Genomic DNA, 16,537 nt, shown 5'->3' with positions numbered 1-16,537 from the left:
CTACACCTCGAATCGGCCGGGAATGACATCCCGATGCAGCCACGGCTGGTGGCCGAAGCGCGCCTCGATGTCCTTGCCCTCCGGGGGCATCCAGCTCGCGACGACGATGCCGCTGTCGTACCCGAGGCGCTCCACGGGGTCGGTCGGGTTACCGCGAAGCTCGACATACCGGAGATCGCGGAGGAAGGGCGACGCGGCGAGCGCCTCCGCGGCGGCGAGCGTCAAGTGATTGTCCGCCACCGAGAGCCAGCGCAAATGGGTGACGTGAGGCGACGCGGCCAGCAACTGCAGGTGCAGGTCGTGAAGGCCACACGCGTCCATCGACAATGACCGGATGTGGGACCAGAGCGGCGAGTCGAAGAGCGCCTCGTCGACGTCGCGGACGTCCGTCAGATCGAGGTGCTGGACGGGCGCCAGCGCCATGATGCTATCGCCATGGTCGAGGAAGCGCCGAGCGCTCAGCTTGATCCAGCCGACGAAGCCCCGCACGAAGTGAACCGCGTCGACCGACCCCGCGATCGCCCCTGCCCACGAGGCGCCGTGGCGCTCGATGAGCTCCCAGATCCGGTGCTGGAGGCCGAACGCGCGGCCGGCCTTGATGACCTCCGGGGCCGTGTGCATGAGGTCGATCTGGGCTCGAATGAGCTCGCCCCGCGCGACGGACACGGCGTCTCCCTGGGCGTCGCTCCACCGGGCGTAGTCGAGCCGGGGAGCGTCGTCGTCAGGCGCGTCCAGGACCGCCTTCAAGAGTGTCGCTTCATCCGTCATGGCGCTCGACGCAGCCGAGCCTACACGGCCTCGCATACCGCGCCAACCGCGATCGATGAGCCGAGCATCGGCGTGCCCTCGCGCCTTCACAGGGCAAGAGCCGACACTCACGGGACGGCCCGGCGGTCAGGCCGCGCGGCCCCGGCGAGCTCCGCTCGCGCCGCCGCGCTCGGCCGCCCCCGGAGCGCTCCTCCGTGCGCTCGGGGAGGCCGGTCATCCCTTGCTCAGCGGCCGCGCGATCTGGACGATCTTCTCCCGCGCGAACTTGCACGCCTCGTCGTCGTCCGTGGCGGCGGGCCACAGCAGCTCCATGTACCCGGGCTGGACCTCGAACGGCAGGGGCTTGGTCCGGAGGTGCGGCCTGACGGCGCGGATGTCGTCGGCGACGATCTCGGGCACGGTCGCCAGCATCGCTGTGCCGTCGATCAGCGCGCCCAAATTGGAGAAGGTCGCGACGGAGCACCGGATCCTCCGCGTCTTGCCGAGCAGGTCCTCCACGAAGCCGCGCAGGTCCCCGTTGTACGAGACGATGACGTGATCGTGCGCGAAGTACTGGGCCTCCGTCAGCTTGCGCAGGCGCGCGTGGCGCGGGTCGTACAGGCAGGTGAAGCCGGTCTTCAAGAGCCGCTTCCGGCAGACGTTCGAAGGTAGATCGTCGGCGACCGTGATCGCCGCGTCGACGCCGCCCGCGAGCGCCGCGCCGACGGTGCGGAACTGCACGGGCACGGCGACGACGCGCATGCGCGGCGCCTCGCGCTCGAGCGCGCGCAAGAGCGGCGGGAGCAGCCACACCTCGGCCGTGTCGGAGAGCCCGAGGCGGAGGGTGCGCTCGCACGTCCTCGGGTCGAAGGTCGGCGGCGCCAGCGCGGCGTCGATCAGGGCGCCGAGGTGCGGCTTCAGCGACGCGCGCAGCCGTTCGCCGCGGCTCGTCAGCGCGAGCCCGCGCCCGCTCCGCACGAAGAGCGGCGCGCCGATCGTCGTGGTCAGGCGCCGGAGCGCGGCGCTCACCGCCGGCTGCGTCAGGTACAGCCGGCTCGCCGCCTCCGTCACGCTGCCCGCCTCGGCGACGACGGCGAAGACGCGGAGCAGGTTCAGGTCGAGGTGTCTCCCATAAATTTCAGACATGTCGATAATACATCCTATTCATTGGATCGATGAAACGCGAGCGCCTAGGGTGACGGCATGACGACGACGAACACCACCAAGCTCGGCAACACTGGCCCCTCCATCTTCCCCCTCGCCCTCGGCTGCATGAGCATGGGCGGGGGCAGCTGGTACGGCGAGAGCGACGACGCGGAGAGCATCGCGACCATCCACGCAGCGCTCGATCGGGGCGTGAGCCTCCTCGATACCGGCGACTTCTACGGCATGGGCAAGAACGAGATGCTCGTCGGCCGGGCGATCAAGGACCGGCGCGACAAGGCCGTGCTCAGCGTGAAGTACGGCGGCCTGCGCGCGCCCGACGGCACCTTCCTCGGGTTCGACGCCCGTCCGATGGCGACGAAGAGCTTCCTCGCCCATAGCCTGTCGCGCCTCGGCGTCGACTACATCGACGTCTACCGGCCCGCGCGCCTGGACCCGGCGGTCCCGATCGAGGACACGATCGGCGCCATCGCCGACATGGTGAAGGCGGGCTATGTCCGCCACATCGCCCTCTCCGAGGTGGGCGCGGAGACGATCCGCCGCGCCGCGAAGGTGCACCCGATCGTGGACCTCCAGATCGAGTATGCGCTCGTGAGCCGCGGCCCCGAGGCGACGATCTTCCCCGCGCTCGCCGAGCTCGGCGTCGCGGTCACCGCGTACGGCGTGCTCTCGCGCGGCCTGCTGGCCGGGAGCAAGCCGGCCGGCGCGGGCGACCTGCGGGCCCACATGCCGCGCTTCTCGGGCGAGAACGCCCGGAAGAACCAGGCGCTCGTCGACGCCTTCGTTCGCCTCGCAGAGAAGCGCGGCGTCACCCCCGTGCAGCTCGCGATCGCCTGGGTCCGCGCCAAGGGCGCCGCGCAGGGCGTCACGGTGATCCCGACGATGGGCGCGCGCACGCGGAAGCAGCTCGAGGATGCCCTCGCCGGCCTCGAGATCGCGCTGACGCCCTCCGACCTCGCCGAGCTCGAGGCCGCCGTCCCCGCGGAGGAGATCGCCGGCACCCGCTACCCCGCGCCCATGATGGCGATGCTCGACAGCGAGAGGTGACCTCAGGGCGGCCTCCTCGTCGATGCATGGATGAATTGATCGGGGTGGGCGGAGAGGAAGAAGGAAGGATTCACAGGGAGGCGGGGAGGCGGGGAGACGAGAGATGGGGATTCTAGTTCTCTCCCCTCCCCGTCTCCCTGTGTACGCTCTCGCTCTGCTTCGCGCGCTGTGGAGTGAAGGCCGTCCGCATCGAAGGGGCCGCCTTCACTTCACAGCCTGCGGGGCCGCAGGATGGACGCGCGTCGTCCCGCGGCGAGCGCGGCGTCCGGGGCCATCACCCTGGCGGGCCGGACGTCGAGCCCGCCGCTCGCGTGGGCTCGCTGCCGGAGCCTTGCCGCTTGCCAGCGCGCGCGGGCTGTGCGGAGATCGCCTGCGCGCGGCGATGCGATGGGCCTCGCCGCCTCCCCGCAACGAAACAGACAGGAGATCAGGATGAAAGTCCGCGTGCTGGTACTCCCCCTCCTCGTGTTCACGAGCCCCGCCTCGGCCGGCGCCCCGCCGCCAAACTTCTCGCAGCAGGTCTATCTGTGCAACAGCCATCTGCAAGCGAAGGTCGATATCACCTTCGGCCAGACCACCAGCACCGCGATCGTCCAGTCGCAGTCCGGGCAGGTCAAGGACAATCCGTTCGTGCCAGGCGTCGAGAGCGGCATGGAGTACTCCGTGTTCGTCGCCTCCTCGATCAAGCCCAGCTCGACCGCGTCCTGGTCGGCGGTGAGCGCGCAGCAGGACGGCCTGGTCGGCACGCCGCAGGCCCCTGTCGCCATCGGCAACAGCACGTTCGTGAGCTCGTCATCGTGCCAGATCAAGGGCACGGTGATCCTTTCGACCGGTTGCCCCAGCGCCAGCGGAATGACCCAGGACTACAAGACCATCGAGCGCACCTGGGTCGGCTGCGGCCTGTGATCGCAGAGCTTTGAAAAGGAAGCTCCATGAAGCTGTACTTCAGCCGAAACTTGAATCCACGGGTCGCCGTCGCCGTGGCGCGCCACCTCGATGCACCCGTGGAGTACGTCCACGCGGCTCCTCTCGACCCGTCACAGCAGGAGAAGTTTCGAGCGCTGAATCCGAACCTGCGCGTGCCCATCCTGGTCGAGGGGGACCAGTCGCTCTGGGAGACAGACGCGATCGCGTGCCGCCTTTCGCTGCTCACGGGCTCGGACTTCTGGCGCACGGGCACCGCGCAACCGGAGATGATCCGCTGGTTGAGCTGGGGCACGCACAACTTCGTCGCCGCGTGCGACAAGGTCCATTTCGAGCGGGTGACGAAGCAGCGCTACGGGCTCGGTCCCATCCGCGACGACCTCGTGGCGGAGGGGCTCTCGGGGTTTGCCGAGGCGGCGACGCTGCTCGAACAGGTCCTGAGCGGCAGGGACTGGCTCGTCGGGAGCGCGGTTTCGTATGCAGACTTTCGGATGGCATCGGTGCTTCCGTTCGCGGATCTCGCCGGCCTGCCGCTCTCGGACTACCCGCGCGTCGCGGCCTGGCACGCGCGCCTGTGGCAGCTCGACGCCTGGCGCGATCCGTTCGCGGGGCTCGATGCCCCGGAGCTCCCGGAGGTTCCGCGCTTCGATGCCACCGGTCGGCGAGGGTGAACAGGTCAGCCGTGGGCGACCAGCCATGGCCATGGGCGCGACCGCTCGCCGCTCTCGCCGGGGTCGACGCCGTCGCTGGAGGATGTCTCGAGCGCCGAACGAGCTCCCCGACGCGCGCTCATCGCGTCTGCGCGACCACGGCGAGAAGGGCGTCGAGATCGATCGGCTTCTTGAGCAGCGCGCACACGTCCAGGGTGGCTGCCTTGGCTTCCAGAGCGTCGACGCCCGACAGGATCGCCACCGGGATGTCCGCCAGGGCGGGCTCCTGTCGCTTGAGCGCGAGGAACTCCCAGCCATTGATCTCCGGCATCATGAGGTCGAGCAGGATGATGCCCGGGCGGAGGCCGCGGCGGAGCAGATCCAGCGCCACCGCGCCATTTTCCGCGCAGACGACCTCGTAGCCGCATGCCTGCAAGAGCTCCTCCACGACGGCGCGAAATCCGCTGTCGTCGTCGACGATCAAGACACCGTCGTGAGGATCATCCTGCGGGCTCATCGGGACCTCCGGCCGGCGGAGACACCTCGGTTGGCAGAGCGTCGCGGCGCCGGCGCAGGGGGAGCTCCACGATGAAGGCAGCCCCCGCGCCGAGCTCGCTCTCGACGCGGATCGAGCCACCATGGCCGTCCACGATCTGTCGGCAGATGTACAGCCCCAGGCCGAGACCGCCGTAGTGCTGCGCCGAGACGCCTCGCTCGAAGCGCTCGAAGATGTACGGCAGGCAGCTCGCAGCGATCCCGATGCCGCGATCGGCGACGACCAGCCTGGCCACCTCGCCCTCGGCCGCGACGCTGATCTCGATCGGCTTGCCCCTCCCGTACTTGATGGCGTTCAGCACCAGGTTCGTCACCACCTGCTCCAGACGGGCCCTGTCCCACATGCCCACCACGGGGGCGTCTGCCCGCCAGCTCACTGTACTTCCTGCCTGCTTCAGCTCCACGTCGAAGTGCTCCACGACCTCTCGCGAGAGCGCCCGGAGATCGACGTCTCCCAGCCTCAGATCGAGCTTGTCTGCCTGGATCCGAGCCACGTTGAGCAGATCTTCGATGAGCCTGACGAGCCGCTGGCACTGCCGCTCGGCCATCCTGGCCAGCTTCGTCGCGCCGGCGGGGAGCGTCGTCGCCTCGCGCATCAAGCCTTGCACGGCGAGCTTCAGGCCCGCGATGGGGGTATAGAGCTCATGGGAGGCGATCGACAGGAAGTCGTCGCGCATCCGCACCGCCGCTTCGGCGGCGGTCCGAGCCCTCTGCTCGTGCTCCAGGACCAGGGCGCGCTCCGCCTCGATCTTCTTGCGCTCCGTGATGTCCGTCGAGATGCCGCCCACCGCGTACGGGACGCCGGCGACGTCGCGCAGAGGGAACTTGATGGTGAGATAGGTGTGCAGCCCGTCGTCCTCGGGCATCACCTCTTCGTCTTTCAGCGCCGTCCCTGCGAGGAGCGCCCGCCGGTCGAAGGCGCGAAGCGCCTCGGCGTGCTCCCGGGAGAACACGTCATCGTCGCTCTTGCCCACGATGGCCTCGCGAGCGACGCCGAACAGCTCCTCGAAGCGGCGGTTGACGAGGAGGTAGCGCCCCTCGATGTCCTTGACGGCGACGATGGCCGTCGAGCTGTCGATGATGGCGCGCAGGAGCTCCTGGCTCGTGCGCAACGCCTCCTCCGCGCACCTGCACTCCTCCGCGACCTTCCGCAGCGCCGCCTCCGTCCGCTCGTGCTCGGCGATCTTCTGCCTGAGCTGGGCGTTGGCATGGCGCAGGTCGGCGGTGCGCTCGGCGACCTGCTGCTCCAGCCGCTCTTTTGCCCGGGCCTCTTCTGTCAGGCGAGTATCGAGGGCGAAGATGGATTTCAAGTCCATCTCGATCACGTCGCGACACTGCTCCATGAGCGCCTGGTAGGCCCTGCTGTAATGGTTCGCGCGGTCATCCAGCACGCAGATGGTTCCGAAGATATCCCCCGTGGGCCAGGTGATCGGGAAGCCGAGATAGGATATCAACCCGAGCTCGATGTCCGGATTCGACCTCCACTGCTCGTCTTTCAGGGCGTCAGGGATCAGCAGCGGCGTTCGGGTCTTCATCACGCTCTCGCAGTAGAGCCCGGAGCCGAGGCGCGCTCGTTCGTTGGGCGCGAAGGGGTTCCCCTTCGACTCGCTGGAGACACAGACGACCATCTCCGGCGGCTCGATCCTCATGATCAGAGCGGCCGGGACGCGCAGGATCTCCGCGAGGAGATCGGTCATCTCCTGCCACTTGCGAGCGATGTCCGTCGGGATGTCGGTCGCGACCGCGCTCGACTGGGCGCTTCGGCCGCTCCCCGGCGGAGGGATCTTCGTCCCGAGATCGTCCGCACGTTGCTCCGGCGGGCAGCCCGAGGCGGCCTTATGTGGCCCGAGGCCAGCGCGCTCGGCGGGCTCGCCCGGCCCCGGGTGGCGGGCGTGCTCGACAACGAGCGCGCCTGGCTCGGTGTGATGGTCGGGTCCGGTACGCATGCTCCCCCACGAGGACGAATCGTGCGAAGGGAGATCAGGTTGTCAAGCAATCCACAATGACGCTCACCGCCCCCCCCAGCGATCCGGCAACGTACGCGCCCCGGACCTGGTGACGTCACGCCGGCCGGCCCGCCGCCGCTCGGGCGAGCGCGGCGGCTCCCGGGTGTCCGGATGGTGAAAATGGGGCGAAGCCGGCGGATCGCCTCCTGGGCCTCGGCGAGCAGCCGGGCGCTGGCGAGCGCGACCGCCGCACCTCGGCGAGCCGCAGGTCGGCAGCGCCGTAACAGCGCCGGGGCGTGGTCGCCGACGCGGATCCCCCGTCTTCCTGGACGGCGCCCGAGTCATCGTCTGGAAGATCAACGCCAAGGCCGACGACGCGGGCGGCGGCCCCCTCACCCATCTGGAACACGAAGCAAAGCGCTTGATGATGCACCTGGCTGGCCAAGCGCAGCCACGGACGCCAGATAAGGAGCATCGTCGGGTGCTGGGCGCACCGCGACTGTACGTGTAGCACAACAGCTCACGCCGGCCCCCAGGCTGCTTCGCTCGACGCCTGCAAGAGGCCGCGCAGCTCCGCGGAGCGCGGCGCGAGCTCGGGTCGCCCTGCGCCGAGCCGCCGTCCCAGGTGCTCAGATTGCGTCTTCCACTGGCCGCAGATCCCTGTAGGATTATTCCTGTGCGGACAGTTCGGGGGCATGGCCGCAGTGGACGGGCACGCTGGGATCGGAGCAGACCAGCTACGACGGCGGCAGCCGGGCTGCCCTCCGGTGGGCTCGACAACAGAGAGGTTCACTCCTCTTGCAAACCCTGCGTTCGAAGGTTGTGTAACGAACCCAACAACGAGGAATGAGCGTGATGTCAGCGAGACTGCTGCATGGACCTCCCCCCTCGGCGTCACGCCGATGGGGGCGAGTCTTTCTGATGGCCAATACCGTTGCTTTTTCGTTCCTTGGTTGCGTGTACGACGGCGAAAAGCCCTGTGGACCTGGCCAGACCCTCAGGGCCGAGTCGGAGTACCTGGAGGTCTGCGTCTGCGCCGAGGGTCACGCTGCGACGGCGGCGGGCTGCGTGCGCTGCGGCGAGAACGAAGAGGTCGGGCCGAGCGGCTGCCTCTGCAAAGCCGGATATGGCCGCGCCGACGCCGCGGCGTCCTGCACGGCGTGTGGCGAGAACGAGGTGACCGGAGCGACAGGGGCGTGCGAATGCGCGCCCGGGTTCAGCAGGGCGTCCGCCGAGGCGCCATGCACCGCGACCCCGGCCGGCCTGGCTGCGGCATGCGACACCGCGACGATGCCTTGCCCCGAAGCCACGTACAGCTACTGCCACGCCACCTCGGGGACCAGCGGCTACTGCACCAGCCAGGGATGCGAGGGCCCTGCCGACTGCGCGGGTGGAACCATGTGCGACCTCACGGTCACCCCATCCTACTGTCGCCGACCGCCGATCGGCGCGGGGAAGCCCTGCGCCGGCGACGCGGATTGCGCAGGGACCGAGGCCACGTACTGCAATGTCCAGCTGACGCAGAAGTGTCAGGTTCAAGGCTGCACGCTCTCGCCGAACAACTGCTTCACCGGCACCGTGTGCTGCGACCTTACCGCCTATGGAGTCGAGCAATATCAGTGCGTCGCGGAAGGGAGCTGCCCCAATTGAAAACGCGATCCATTGAACGCCGCGGCGTGCCCGTTCACCTTGCCTTCGCCGTCTCCTCCGCGCTGTTGCTCGGGTCGTCGTCCGCGGCGGCACAAGCACCTCCGACGCCTGCGGAGGCCACGGGTCCCGCGGCCCCCTCCGGACAGGCTCCGGCACCGGACGGCTCGGGCGCCGTTCAATCTCCGGAGCCGGCGCCTCCGGCTCAACCTGCCGCGAGCGCGCAGCCGGGCGCCGCAAACACGCCTTCGCCGGCGGCCAGCGCGGCTTCGAGCGCCGCGGCGCCTCCACCGCAGGCAGGGGCTGCCGGGCCGGTCGACGCGGGCGCTGCGCCGGGAGTCGACGGAGAATCGGTCGCTCAAGCGCTGGCCGGCGAGGAGGTCGCGGAGGAGCTCACCTCCGGAGAGACCAAGCTCAGCGTCTACGGCTTCGCCGATTTCACCTTCGCCGCGCTGCTCAGCGACAAGAAGACGTCCGGGGCCTTGACCGGGGTGGGCCCGAACCCGACGTTCTACGTCGGCAATCTCAACGTCTACCTCGACTCGAACCTGGGCAAGAAGTTCCGCTCCTTGATCGAGCTCCGCTTCACTTACCTGCCGGACGGGGCGGTCGTGACCGACCCGGCGACGTTCCAGAGCACCCGTCTCGCCGCTGCCTTTCCAGACTACACCGACTTCAATCGGCCGAAGAAGGTGGGCGGGGTGATCATCGAGCGCGCGTGGCTCGAATACGCCGCCCATCCGCTCTTCAACGTCCGGGCCGGACAGTGGCTTACCCCGTATGGGATCTGGAACGTGGACCACGGGACACCCGTCATCCTGAGCGCCACGCGCCCCTATATCGTTGGCTCCGAGTGGCTGCCCCAGCGACAAACCGGCATCGAAGCGCATGGAAGTCATGGCATCGGTGACACGCAGATAGGGTACCACCTTACGCTGTCCAATGGCCGTGGCCCGGTCGACAGCTACATGGATCTGGACAAAAACAAGGCGGTTGGCTGGCGCCTCTGGCTACGGCAAGACACTCCGTTCGGCAACGTCGCCGTCGGCACATCGGGCTACAAGGGCCGCTACACCGACGCCGGGCAGGTCACGACGCTGGAGGGCGACTCGTTCGTTACCAGCTTCCCGGTCACCGCGAGCTACGACGAGCTCGGCCTGGCCGCAGATCTCAAGTACACCTGGGGAGGCTTCCTGTTCCAGGGCGAGTACATCATGCATGATGTACGCTACGACGACGACCACCGGCCTCCTGGCATTACGCCAGGGACATGGACCCCTGACAACCGTGGCTGGGGCTTCTACTTTCAAACGGGCTATCGATTGCCCTGGTACGGCATCATGCCCTGGTTCGGCTTCGAGTACGACCGCGCGGGTAAGTCCGCCTTCGTGTACGAGGCGTGCGACATCGTCGGCGGCTTGAACATACGCCCCACGGAGAACGTCGTGCTGAAGGTCGTGGGCGTGCATGTATGGATGCCCTACCTGAAAGAGAAGAGCATCGATCTGGATCAGTTCATCACGCAGGCCGCGTGGAGTTTCTAGCATGATCGCTCGAAGAACCCTCTTGACGTCGTGCGCGTTGGTGTTCGCGGCCGTGGTCACGGCAGCGCCGGAGGAGACGTACGGCGCGGGAGACCTGGGACCTCTGGCGATCGTCGTCTCGAAGAGCTTCCCCGCGGAGGGGATCTCGTTCGGAGATCTGAAGCGCGCGTACATGGGCAACCAGGTCATGGTGAACGGGAAGCTGCTGGTGCCCGTCACCTATCCCCGGGCCGCTCCGGAGCGCATCGATTTCGACGAGTCGGTCCTCGGCATGTCACCCGAGGAGGTGGGTCTCTACTGGATCGATCGCAAGATCCGTGGCCAATCCGGTCCGCCGAAGAGCGTGCCGAACGCGGCCACGGTCGTCTGGATCGTGGGCAGGGTGGACGGGGCGATCGGGTTCGTTCGCGCGTCTGCGGCGGGGAATGACGTCAAGGTGCTTCGCGTCGACGGCAAGCTGCCGCGCGATCCGGGGTATCGCCTCTAGCGCATCGATTTCATCGAGCTACAGCGGTTTCCGTCCCCCTCTGCGACGTGCAGAGCAGCAGAGCGGCGGTCACCCGCACAGGAGACGGGCCCAGATCGGCGTTTTCGGCGCGGAAGCGCACTCCGGTGCGCTGAGCACCGAAAACGCCGAGGTGGGCCCGTATCCGAAGCGGGTGACCGCCGCTCTAGCCGGCCCCGCTCTCGGCCTCGCCCACGCGCCCCTCCTCCTCGGGCGGCTCTTCCCACGGCCGCGTGACCTGCGCGGGCCGCACCAGCGGCACCCACGGCCTCGGCCCCGCCGCCGCCATGCGCCCCTCCTCGGCCGCGATCTCCGTCAGGCTCTCGCGGCTGATGCTCACCAGCTCCAGGCGCACCGCCTCCGGCATCGATCCCACCCGCGCCGGCTCCGGCATCTCCACCCCGATCGCCGCCGCGTCCCCCTCCCCCGCCGGCGCCGCGCCCACCCGGATCTCGGGCGCCGACGGCCACGCCCCGCCGAGCTCTCGCCCGATGGCGTCGAGGCTCTCGCGCCCGAGCGTCGCCTCGCCGATGCGGATGTCCGGCAGCGACCCGGCCGGCCGCGCCGGCGCCCCTGGCGACGCCGGCGCCTCGCGCAGCGCCACCGGGCGCGCCAGCGACCGCGGCGGCCCCCCGTTGGCGAGGAGGGCCAGCCCCGCGACCGCGCTCCGCTTGCGGGCCGGCGGCGACGGCGGCGGCGGGCGCCTCGAGGCCGGAGCCGGCGCCTCGCACACGACCGCGGCCCCGCAGATGGCCGGAGACACCTCGCCCACCTCACCGACCGGCCGGCGCGCCGAGGCAGGCACCGCCTCCCCCCGCGGCCGCGACCGGGTGCGCCGCGGCGCGCTCCGGATCGGCTGCGGCGCCGCCGGGGTCCCCTCGTCGATGGCCCGCAGGCCGCGCTCGATCGCGGGCACCACGTCCCGCCGGTCCGCCCACGTGGGCATCACCACGCAGAGGATCGCCTCGGCGGCCACGCCGAAGTACACGTCGACCGGCGCCGCGCCCCCGTACGGCACCAGATCCTCGCGCCGCAGCTCGACGCACCCGAGCCGCCCTCGCTCCCCGAGGCTCTGCGCCGCCTCGACGATCTGGCTGCGGCCCTCCCTGGGCATGTCGCGCGGCACGCGTTTGGTGATGACCCGCCCCCGCCGGGTGATCACGAACGCGAAGTCCGCCCCCGCAGCCACGTAGGTTCGGTCCGAGATCACATCGAGATCCACCACGCTCCCATCCTACCCGATCCAGGGCGACTTCGTCTCGAGATCACGCCTGTCCGCGCCTCGCAGCCCCCTCCCACCGCGCCGGAGGTGCTGTGTTGTGCGAGATACCGACAGAGCCCCTGTTTTTCTACAGCGCTGTTATCCGCCCAGCCCGCGCACCGCAGGCCCCCCGCGTCCCGCTCCGCGCGCTTCGCCGCCTCCCCCGGCGGCCGCCTCTCGCCGCTCTCGCCGCTCTCGCCGCTCTCGCCGCTCTCGCCGCTCTCGCCGCTCTCGCCACTCTCATCGCTCTCATCGCTCTCATCGCATGACTTGCAGCATCCCCATCATCCCCGCGTCGGCGTGATCGAGGATGTGGCAGTGGAACATCCACATGCCAGGCCGGTTGTCGTAACGCACCGCGAAGCGCGCCGCGCCGTCGACAGGCACGTTCACCGTGTCCTTCCACGCGAGCGGCCTCACCGGCTGGCCATCGGCGCCGAGCACATGGAAGAAGAATCCGTGCAGGTGGAACGGGTGATCGAACTCCATCGTGTTCTCGACGGTCCACACCGCGGTCCCGCCCACCGCCGCCACGAGCGGCTTCGCCTCCCAGGAGGGCACGCCGTTGATGCCCATCACGAGGTCGCCCGGGCCCTCCTCCCGCGTCAGCTGCAGATCGACGCGCCTCGCCGCCGCCGTGTCGAGCGCCTCGATGCCCCGCGCGATCTCGGGGAGCGGATCGTCCTCGGCCAGGGGCTCGTCCGCGAGGCGCAGCCGGAACGCCTCGACCTCGGGCCTCCCGAAGGTCGCGCCGTAGCCGCGACCGTAGGGCACCCAGCGCACCGAGAGCGTCGCGCCCGGCGCCCCGCGCGGCGTCACCAGCACGTCGGCCCGCTCGCCGGGGGTGAGCAGGATCCTGTCAGGTGTTGCGACCGACCACGTCGAGCAACGCGACGAGATCGACAGGCTTCTTCAGGATGTCGACCGATCCGAGCTCCGTGGCCCGCGGCGCCGCCCCCGCCGTCAGCACGACCACGGGGACGTCGGAGATCGCGGGCGTGCGCAGCTGCTCTGCGCGGAACGCGTAGCCGTCCATCCCCGGCATCATCAGATCGAGCACGATGAGCGCGGGCGTCGGCGCCTCGCGGAGCCTGGCCAGCGCGTCCGCGCCGTCCCTGGCCGTCAGCACATCGTATCCCTCATCGCACAGAACGGTCACGAGCGCATCGCAGACGCCTGGGTCGTCCTCGATGACGTAGATCGTCTTCCGTCGAGAGGAGCCCTGCTCGGCGAGCCTCCGCCCCATCGCGACCGGAGGGCGCGGCGGCGCGGCCGGCGGATCGCCCCGCCCCGCGCCGCACCCCGTTCCGGGGGCGCACGGGACATCGACGCCGCCGCCGCTGCGCAATCCGCTCCGGACCATCGAGGGACCCATAAGGCGCGGAGCCGCGGCGCGCAATTTGAATCGCGCCGCATTCTATGCGCCATGCGTCCTCCGCGGCTGCGGAGCCTGCCAGAGAGCCGTTCCTGACGATGCCACGACGGTGCGCGCGGCGAGCTCGGCCGGAGCGCCATGGAAGCGCCCCGGCCGAGGTCACGGCGGTATGAGGGCTGCATGCGCGCTCGGCATGAACGTGGCCGTGATCTTCTATTCCCGCTATGGCGGCACGGCCGCGCTCGCGGCCGCCGTCGCGCAGGGCGCCGAGCAGGCCGGAGCGACCGTGCGGCTCCGGCGCGTCGCCGATCTGACGGCGATCGACGACCGGTGGAGCGCGGCGAATGAGCGGATCCGTGCCGCGCGGGAACACCTCACCTCCGTCCCGCTGGCGCAGCAAGACGATCTCTTCTGGGCGGACGGCATCGCCATCGGCTCGCCTGCGCGCTATGGCGCGATATGCGCGGAGATCCGGCGCTTCCTCGACGGATCGAGGCGGCCCTCGGGAGATCTCGCCGGCAAGGTAGCCTCGGTGTTCTGCTCGCCTTCCGCGGTCCAGGGAGCTCAGCGCGCGACGCTCCAGGCGACGCTCGCCTCCCTCGCCGGCCATGGAGTCCTGCTCCAGGCCCCCGCCCGCGCGGAGATGGATTTGGATTTGACGAGCAGGAGCGCGCAGCGCGGCGGCCCGCCTCAGGCGAGCGCGGATGACGCGCCGGCGCAGCTCGACCTCGCGCCGTCGCGCGCCCTCGGCCGCAGGCTCGCGCGGCTCGAGGGCCGGACTCGCGGGTAGGCGCGGAGAGCCGGCCGCGCCGTCGGCCTGTGCCGTTGACCGCGCCGGCGCCGCCGGCCCTGGAGTCCCGGACAACCGCGCAGCAAATCAGCAAGCGCCAGCCTCTTCTCCGGCGCTCGCGTAGAGCGCGTCCGCGTTGGGCTGTTACACCAGCGGCGATACCTCGCTACCGGTCATAACCGATGGCTTGTCAGGTAGAGCCCGAGATGGGCCGCCGACGACCACCTCAGCCGTAGACAGGAGAGGGCTCAGCGAACCATGAGCGGACAGGCTCACCGCAAGAACTATCATCCTTCGCCTCGGCGCGAAGGCAGGCTCAGGAGCTCGAGGCACTTTCCGAGGACGACCGCGCAGCTGACGGCCGCGCGCCCATCCAGCCAGCCGGCCGGCGCGGAGCGGGTCCGCTTCTTCGTCCGGGTGGGCGCCTATTTCAAGGGCGAGTGGGCGCGCCTCGGGGCGCTCGCCGTGCTGGTCTGCGTCTCGATCGCGATCAGCCTGCTCCAGGTGTGGCCGGTCGCCGTGATCGTGGATCTCATCTCGACCGGCCCGCGCGCGGGGGACTTCGTCCATCGCCTCCTGCTCGCCCCGCTCCCGGACAGCCTGCTCGGCCGCGTCCTCGGGCTCGCGGCGCTCACGCTCGTCCTCCGCGTGGCGCAGGAGTTCGTGGGCATGGGCCGCGCCTTGCTCACGTTCCGCATCGGCTATGGCGGGCTCACGCGCGTGCGGCGCGACGTGTACCGGAAGCTCCAGGCGCTCCACATCGGCTATCACCGGGCGCAGCCGCAGGGGGACGCCCTCTACCGGCTCAACCAGGACGCCTCCGGGTTCCACGGCATCCTCAACGTGGCGGTCGCGGTGATGGGGAGCGCGCTGACGCTCACCGTGATGATCTGCATCATGGCCTCGCGCAGCCTGGAGCTCACGCTCCTCGCGCTCGCGGTCGTCCCGCCGCTCCTCCTCACGAACGCCAGGTTCGGGCGCGTGCTGCACAAGAAGTGCACCGAGGCGAAGGAGGTCGAGAGCGAGTTCGCGACGTCCGTCCAGCGCTCCATGGCGTCGATCGGCCTCGTCCAGGCGTTCGGCCGCGAGGCGGACGAGGAGGCGCGCTTCCACACGACGCTGCGCAACAGCGTGAAGGCGTGGCTCCGGCTCCACCACGACGAGCTCCGCCACACGCTCGCCATGGGCTCGATCCTCGGGCTCGGCGGCGCGCTGGTGCTCGGCTACGGCGGCACCCTCATCGTCCAGGCCCGGGCGAGCGGGGGCGAGGCCGGCATGACGCTCGGCGCGCTGACGGCGTTCCTCGGCTACCTGGGCATGCTCTACGACCCGCTCTGCAAGCTGACCGGCGCCGGCGCCGCGGTGCAGGGCGGCGTCGCGGGCGCGCAGCGCGTCTTCGAGGTGCTGGACCGCGACCAGGCGGTCGTCGACAGGCACGACGCGGCCACCCTCCCGCCCCAGCCGCGCGCGCTCTCGCTCGATGGCGTCGGGTTCGAGTACCGCCCGGGCCACCCGGTGCTGCGCGGGCTCGACGCGACGATCCGGCCGGGCGAGATGGTCGCGTTCGTGGGCTCGGTCGGCGCCGGCAAGACGACGCTGCTCGGCCTGCTGCCGCGCTTCCACAACCCGACCTGCGGCGCGCTGCGGCTCGACGGCATCGACACGCGCGCGGTCCGCGTGGCCGACCTGCGCCGGCACATCGCGCTCGTCCTCCAGGACAGCATCCTCCTGCCGGCGACGATCGCGGAGAACATCGCCTACGGCCGCCCCTCCGCGACCGACCCGGAGATCCGGAGGGCGGCCGAGATGGCGGGGGCGGCCGGCTTCATCGAGGCGCTGCCGGACGGCTACCGGACGGCGATCGCCGACGGCGGGCTCAACCTGTCGACCGGCCAGCGGCAGCGCATCGCGATCGCGCGCGCGCTGCTGACGGACGCGCCCATCCTGGTGATCGACGAGCCGACCGACGGGCTCGACGCCGAGCACGAGCGGACCATCGGCGAGGCGCTGCGGGCCCTGAAGGGGAAGCGGACGATCGTCCTGATGAGCCACCGCCTGAGCACGGTCGTCGACTGCGACCAGATCTTCGTGATGGAGCGCGGCCGCATCGTCGAGCACGGCGGGCACGGAGAGCTCCTGCGGCGGGGCGGCGTCTACACCAAGATGGCGCGCTGGCAGCACCTCCACACCGGCCACGCCCCCGCGGCGAAGAGCAGCCCGCGCCGCATCCCGTCGGCGTCGTCCCCCGACGCGTACCGCGGCGAGGAGGGCAGCTGGGCCGATGGGCTGATGGGCTGAGCGAGGCGTCGGGCGCCGTCCGCCGCCCCGAGGCGGCGGGGACGTGATAGAGCAGAGGGAGCGCGCGCCGGCCGCGCCTTCGCC

At 70.2% G+C, this 16,537-nt stretch carries 15 protein-coding genes; 8 read left to right on the top strand and 7 right to left on the bottom strand.

The genetic code is table 11. The features are described from left to right. Together WMF27_RS06365 and WMF27_RS06360 are read right to left on the bottom strand one after the other, a co-directional pair. A complete protein-coding gene (locus tag WMF27_RS06365) occupies positions 1-768 on the bottom strand; it encodes a TIGR02996 domain-containing protein (protein ID WP_437761141.1) in 768 nt (255 codons plus the stop codon). A gap of 213 nt (positions 769-981) precedes the next feature. Further along, a complete protein-coding gene (locus tag WMF27_RS06360) occupies positions 982-1,893 on the bottom strand; it encodes a LysR family transcriptional regulator (RefSeq protein WP_437761142.1) in 912 nt (303 codons plus the stop codon). A 57-nt stretch (positions 1,894-1,950) separates the two neighbouring features. Here WMF27_RS06360 and WMF27_RS06355 point away from each other — a divergent pair, with 57 nt between their 5' ends. From WMF27_RS06355 to WMF27_RS06345, 3 genes are all read left to right on the top strand, one after another. Next, positions 1,951-2,958: an aldo/keto reductase gene (locus WMF27_RS06355; RefSeq protein WP_437761143.1), complete on the top strand. Its 1,008-nt coding sequence runs from the start codon at positions 1,951-1,953 to the stop codon at positions 2,956-2,958. Between the two features lie 432 nt (positions 2,959-3,390). Continuing rightward, a complete protein-coding gene (locus tag WMF27_RS06350) occupies positions 3,391-3,864 on the top strand; it encodes a hypothetical protein (RefSeq protein ID WP_437761144.1) in 474 nt (157 codons plus the stop codon). A 26-nt stretch (positions 3,865-3,890) separates the two neighbouring features. Further along, complete coding sequence (locus WMF27_RS06345; RefSeq protein ID WP_437761145.1) at positions 3,891-4,553, top strand: glutathione S-transferase family protein; 663 nt, start codon at positions 3,891-3,893, stop codon at positions 4,551-4,553. 118 nt (positions 4,554-4,671) lie between these two features. Here the strand turns inward: WMF27_RS06345 and WMF27_RS06340 are convergent, their stop codons facing one another. Both WMF27_RS06340 and WMF27_RS06335 read right to left on the bottom strand, forming a co-directional pair. Next, entirely contained in the window at positions 4,672-5,016 is a 345-nt protein-coding gene (locus tag WMF27_RS06340; RefSeq protein WP_437761146.1) for a response regulator, read from the bottom strand. 16 nt (positions 5,017-5,032) lie between these two features. Beyond that, positions 5,033-7,033, bottom strand: a complete 2,001-nt coding sequence (locus tag WMF27_RS06335; RefSeq protein ID WP_437761147.1) for a sensor histidine kinase — start codon at positions 7,031-7,033, stop codon at positions 5,033-5,035. 921 nt (positions 7,034-7,954) lie between these two features. Here WMF27_RS06335 and WMF27_RS06330 point away from each other — a divergent pair. Genes WMF27_RS06330 through WMF27_RS06320 form a run of 3 tightly spaced genes read left to right on the top strand, consistent with a single transcriptional unit; the run spans position 7,955 to position 10,711 of the window. Continuing rightward, on the top strand, positions 7,955-8,683 hold the full coding sequence (locus tag WMF27_RS06330) for a hypothetical protein (protein ID WP_437761148.1): 729 nt from the start codon (positions 7,955-7,957) through the stop codon (positions 8,681-8,683). After that, positions 8,680-10,224, top strand: a complete 1,545-nt coding sequence (locus WMF27_RS06325) for a hypothetical protein (RefSeq protein ID WP_437761149.1) — start codon at positions 8,680-8,682, stop codon at positions 10,222-10,224. The genes WMF27_RS06330 and WMF27_RS06325 overlap by 4 nt, the downstream gene beginning before the upstream one ends. Position 10,225: 1 nt before the next feature. Continuing rightward, the gene (locus tag WMF27_RS06320; RefSeq protein ID WP_437761150.1) at positions 10,226-10,711 is read left to right on the top strand and encodes a hypothetical protein; all 486 of its coding nucleotides are present in this window, start codon (positions 10,226-10,228) and stop codon (positions 10,709-10,711) included. Between the two features lie 184 nt (positions 10,712-10,895). Here the strand turns inward: WMF27_RS06320 and WMF27_RS06315 are convergent, their stop codons facing one another. The 3 genes from WMF27_RS06315 to WMF27_RS06305 all read right to left on the bottom strand — a co-directional run bounded on the left by WMF27_RS06315 (position 10,896) and on the right by WMF27_RS06305 (position 13,353). Further along, positions 10,896-11,954 carry a hypothetical protein gene (locus WMF27_RS06315; protein ID WP_437761151.1) on the bottom strand — a complete coding sequence of 353 codons (1,059 nt, stop codon included), beginning with the start codon at positions 11,952-11,954 and terminating at the stop codon, positions 10,896-10,898. Positions 11,955-12,248: 294 nt separating this feature from the next. Beyond that, positions 12,249-12,815: a multicopper oxidase domain-containing protein gene (locus tag WMF27_RS06310; protein WP_437761152.1), complete on the bottom strand. Its 567-nt coding sequence runs from the start codon at positions 12,813-12,815 to the stop codon at positions 12,249-12,251. A gap of 34 nt (positions 12,816-12,849) precedes the next feature. Continuing rightward, positions 12,850-13,353 carry a response regulator gene (locus tag WMF27_RS06305; protein ID WP_437761153.1) on the bottom strand — a complete coding sequence of 168 codons (504 nt, stop codon included), beginning with the start codon at positions 13,351-13,353 and terminating at the stop codon, positions 12,850-12,852. 181 nt (positions 13,354-13,534) lie between these two features. On the opposite strand from WMF27_RS06305, the gene WMF27_RS06300 reads away from it, so the two are divergent. Beyond that, the gene (locus WMF27_RS06300; RefSeq protein ID WP_437761154.1) at positions 13,535-14,155 is read left to right on the top strand and encodes an NAD(P)H-dependent oxidoreductase; all 621 of its coding nucleotides are present in this window, start codon (positions 13,535-13,537) and stop codon (positions 14,153-14,155) included. Between the two features lie 258 nt (positions 14,156-14,413). Then, positions 14,414-16,453: an ABC transporter ATP-binding protein gene (locus WMF27_RS06295; protein WP_437761155.1), complete on the top strand. Its 2,040-nt coding sequence runs from the start codon at positions 14,414-14,416 to the stop codon at positions 16,451-16,453. Positions 16,454-16,537 lie beyond the last annotated feature (84 nt).

The organism is Sorangium sp. So ce281, from assembly GCF_051527395.1.
GTDB classification, from domain to species: Bacteria; Myxococcota_A; Polyangia; order Polyangiales; family Polyangiaceae; genus Sorangium; species Sorangium cellulosum_B.
Note: the sequence above shows the minus strand (reverse complement) of the source record. Positions and strands in the feature narration are given on the sequence as shown.

Excerpts from the sequence above, each read along its gene's own strand:
- WMF27_RS06365 (WP_437761141.1), bottom strand. The coding sequence starts at position 768 with ATGACGGATGAAGCGACACTCTTGAAGGCGGTCCTGGACGCGCCTGAC.
- WMF27_RS06330 (WP_437761148.1), top strand. The coding sequence starts at position 7,955 with ATGGCCAATACCGTTGCTTTTTCGTTCCTTGGTTGCGTGTACGACGGC.
- WMF27_RS06350 (WP_437761144.1), top strand. The coding sequence starts at position 3,391 with ATGAAAGTCCGCGTGCTGGTACTCCCCCTCCTCGTGTTCACGAGCCCC.
- WMF27_RS06355 (WP_437761143.1), top strand. The coding sequence starts at position 1,951 with ATGACGACGACGAACACCACCAAGCTCGGCAACACTGGCCCCTCCATC.
- WMF27_RS06335 (WP_437761147.1), bottom strand. The coding sequence starts at position 7,033 with ATGCGTACCGGACCCGACCATCACACCGAGCCAGGCGCGCTCGTTGTC.
- WMF27_RS06360 (WP_437761142.1), bottom strand. The coding sequence starts at position 1,893 with ATGTCTGAAATTTATGGGAGACACCTCGACCTGAACCTGCTCCGCGTC.
- WMF27_RS06300 (WP_437761154.1), top strand. The coding sequence starts at position 13,535 with ATGAGGGCTGCATGCGCGCTCGGCATGAACGTGGCCGTGATCTTCTAT.
- WMF27_RS06320 (WP_437761150.1), top strand. The coding sequence starts at position 10,226 with ATGATCGCTCGAAGAACCCTCTTGACGTCGTGCGCGTTGGTGTTCGCG.
- WMF27_RS06305 (WP_437761153.1), bottom strand. The coding sequence starts at position 13,353 with ATGGTCCGGAGCGGATTGCGCAGCGGCGGCGGCGTCGATGTCCCGTGC.
- WMF27_RS06295 (WP_437761155.1), top strand. The coding sequence starts at position 14,414 with ATGAGCGGACAGGCTCACCGCAAGAACTATCATCCTTCGCCTCGGCGC.
- WMF27_RS06345 (WP_437761145.1), top strand. The coding sequence starts at position 3,891 with ATGAAGCTGTACTTCAGCCGAAACTTGAATCCACGGGTCGCCGTCGCC.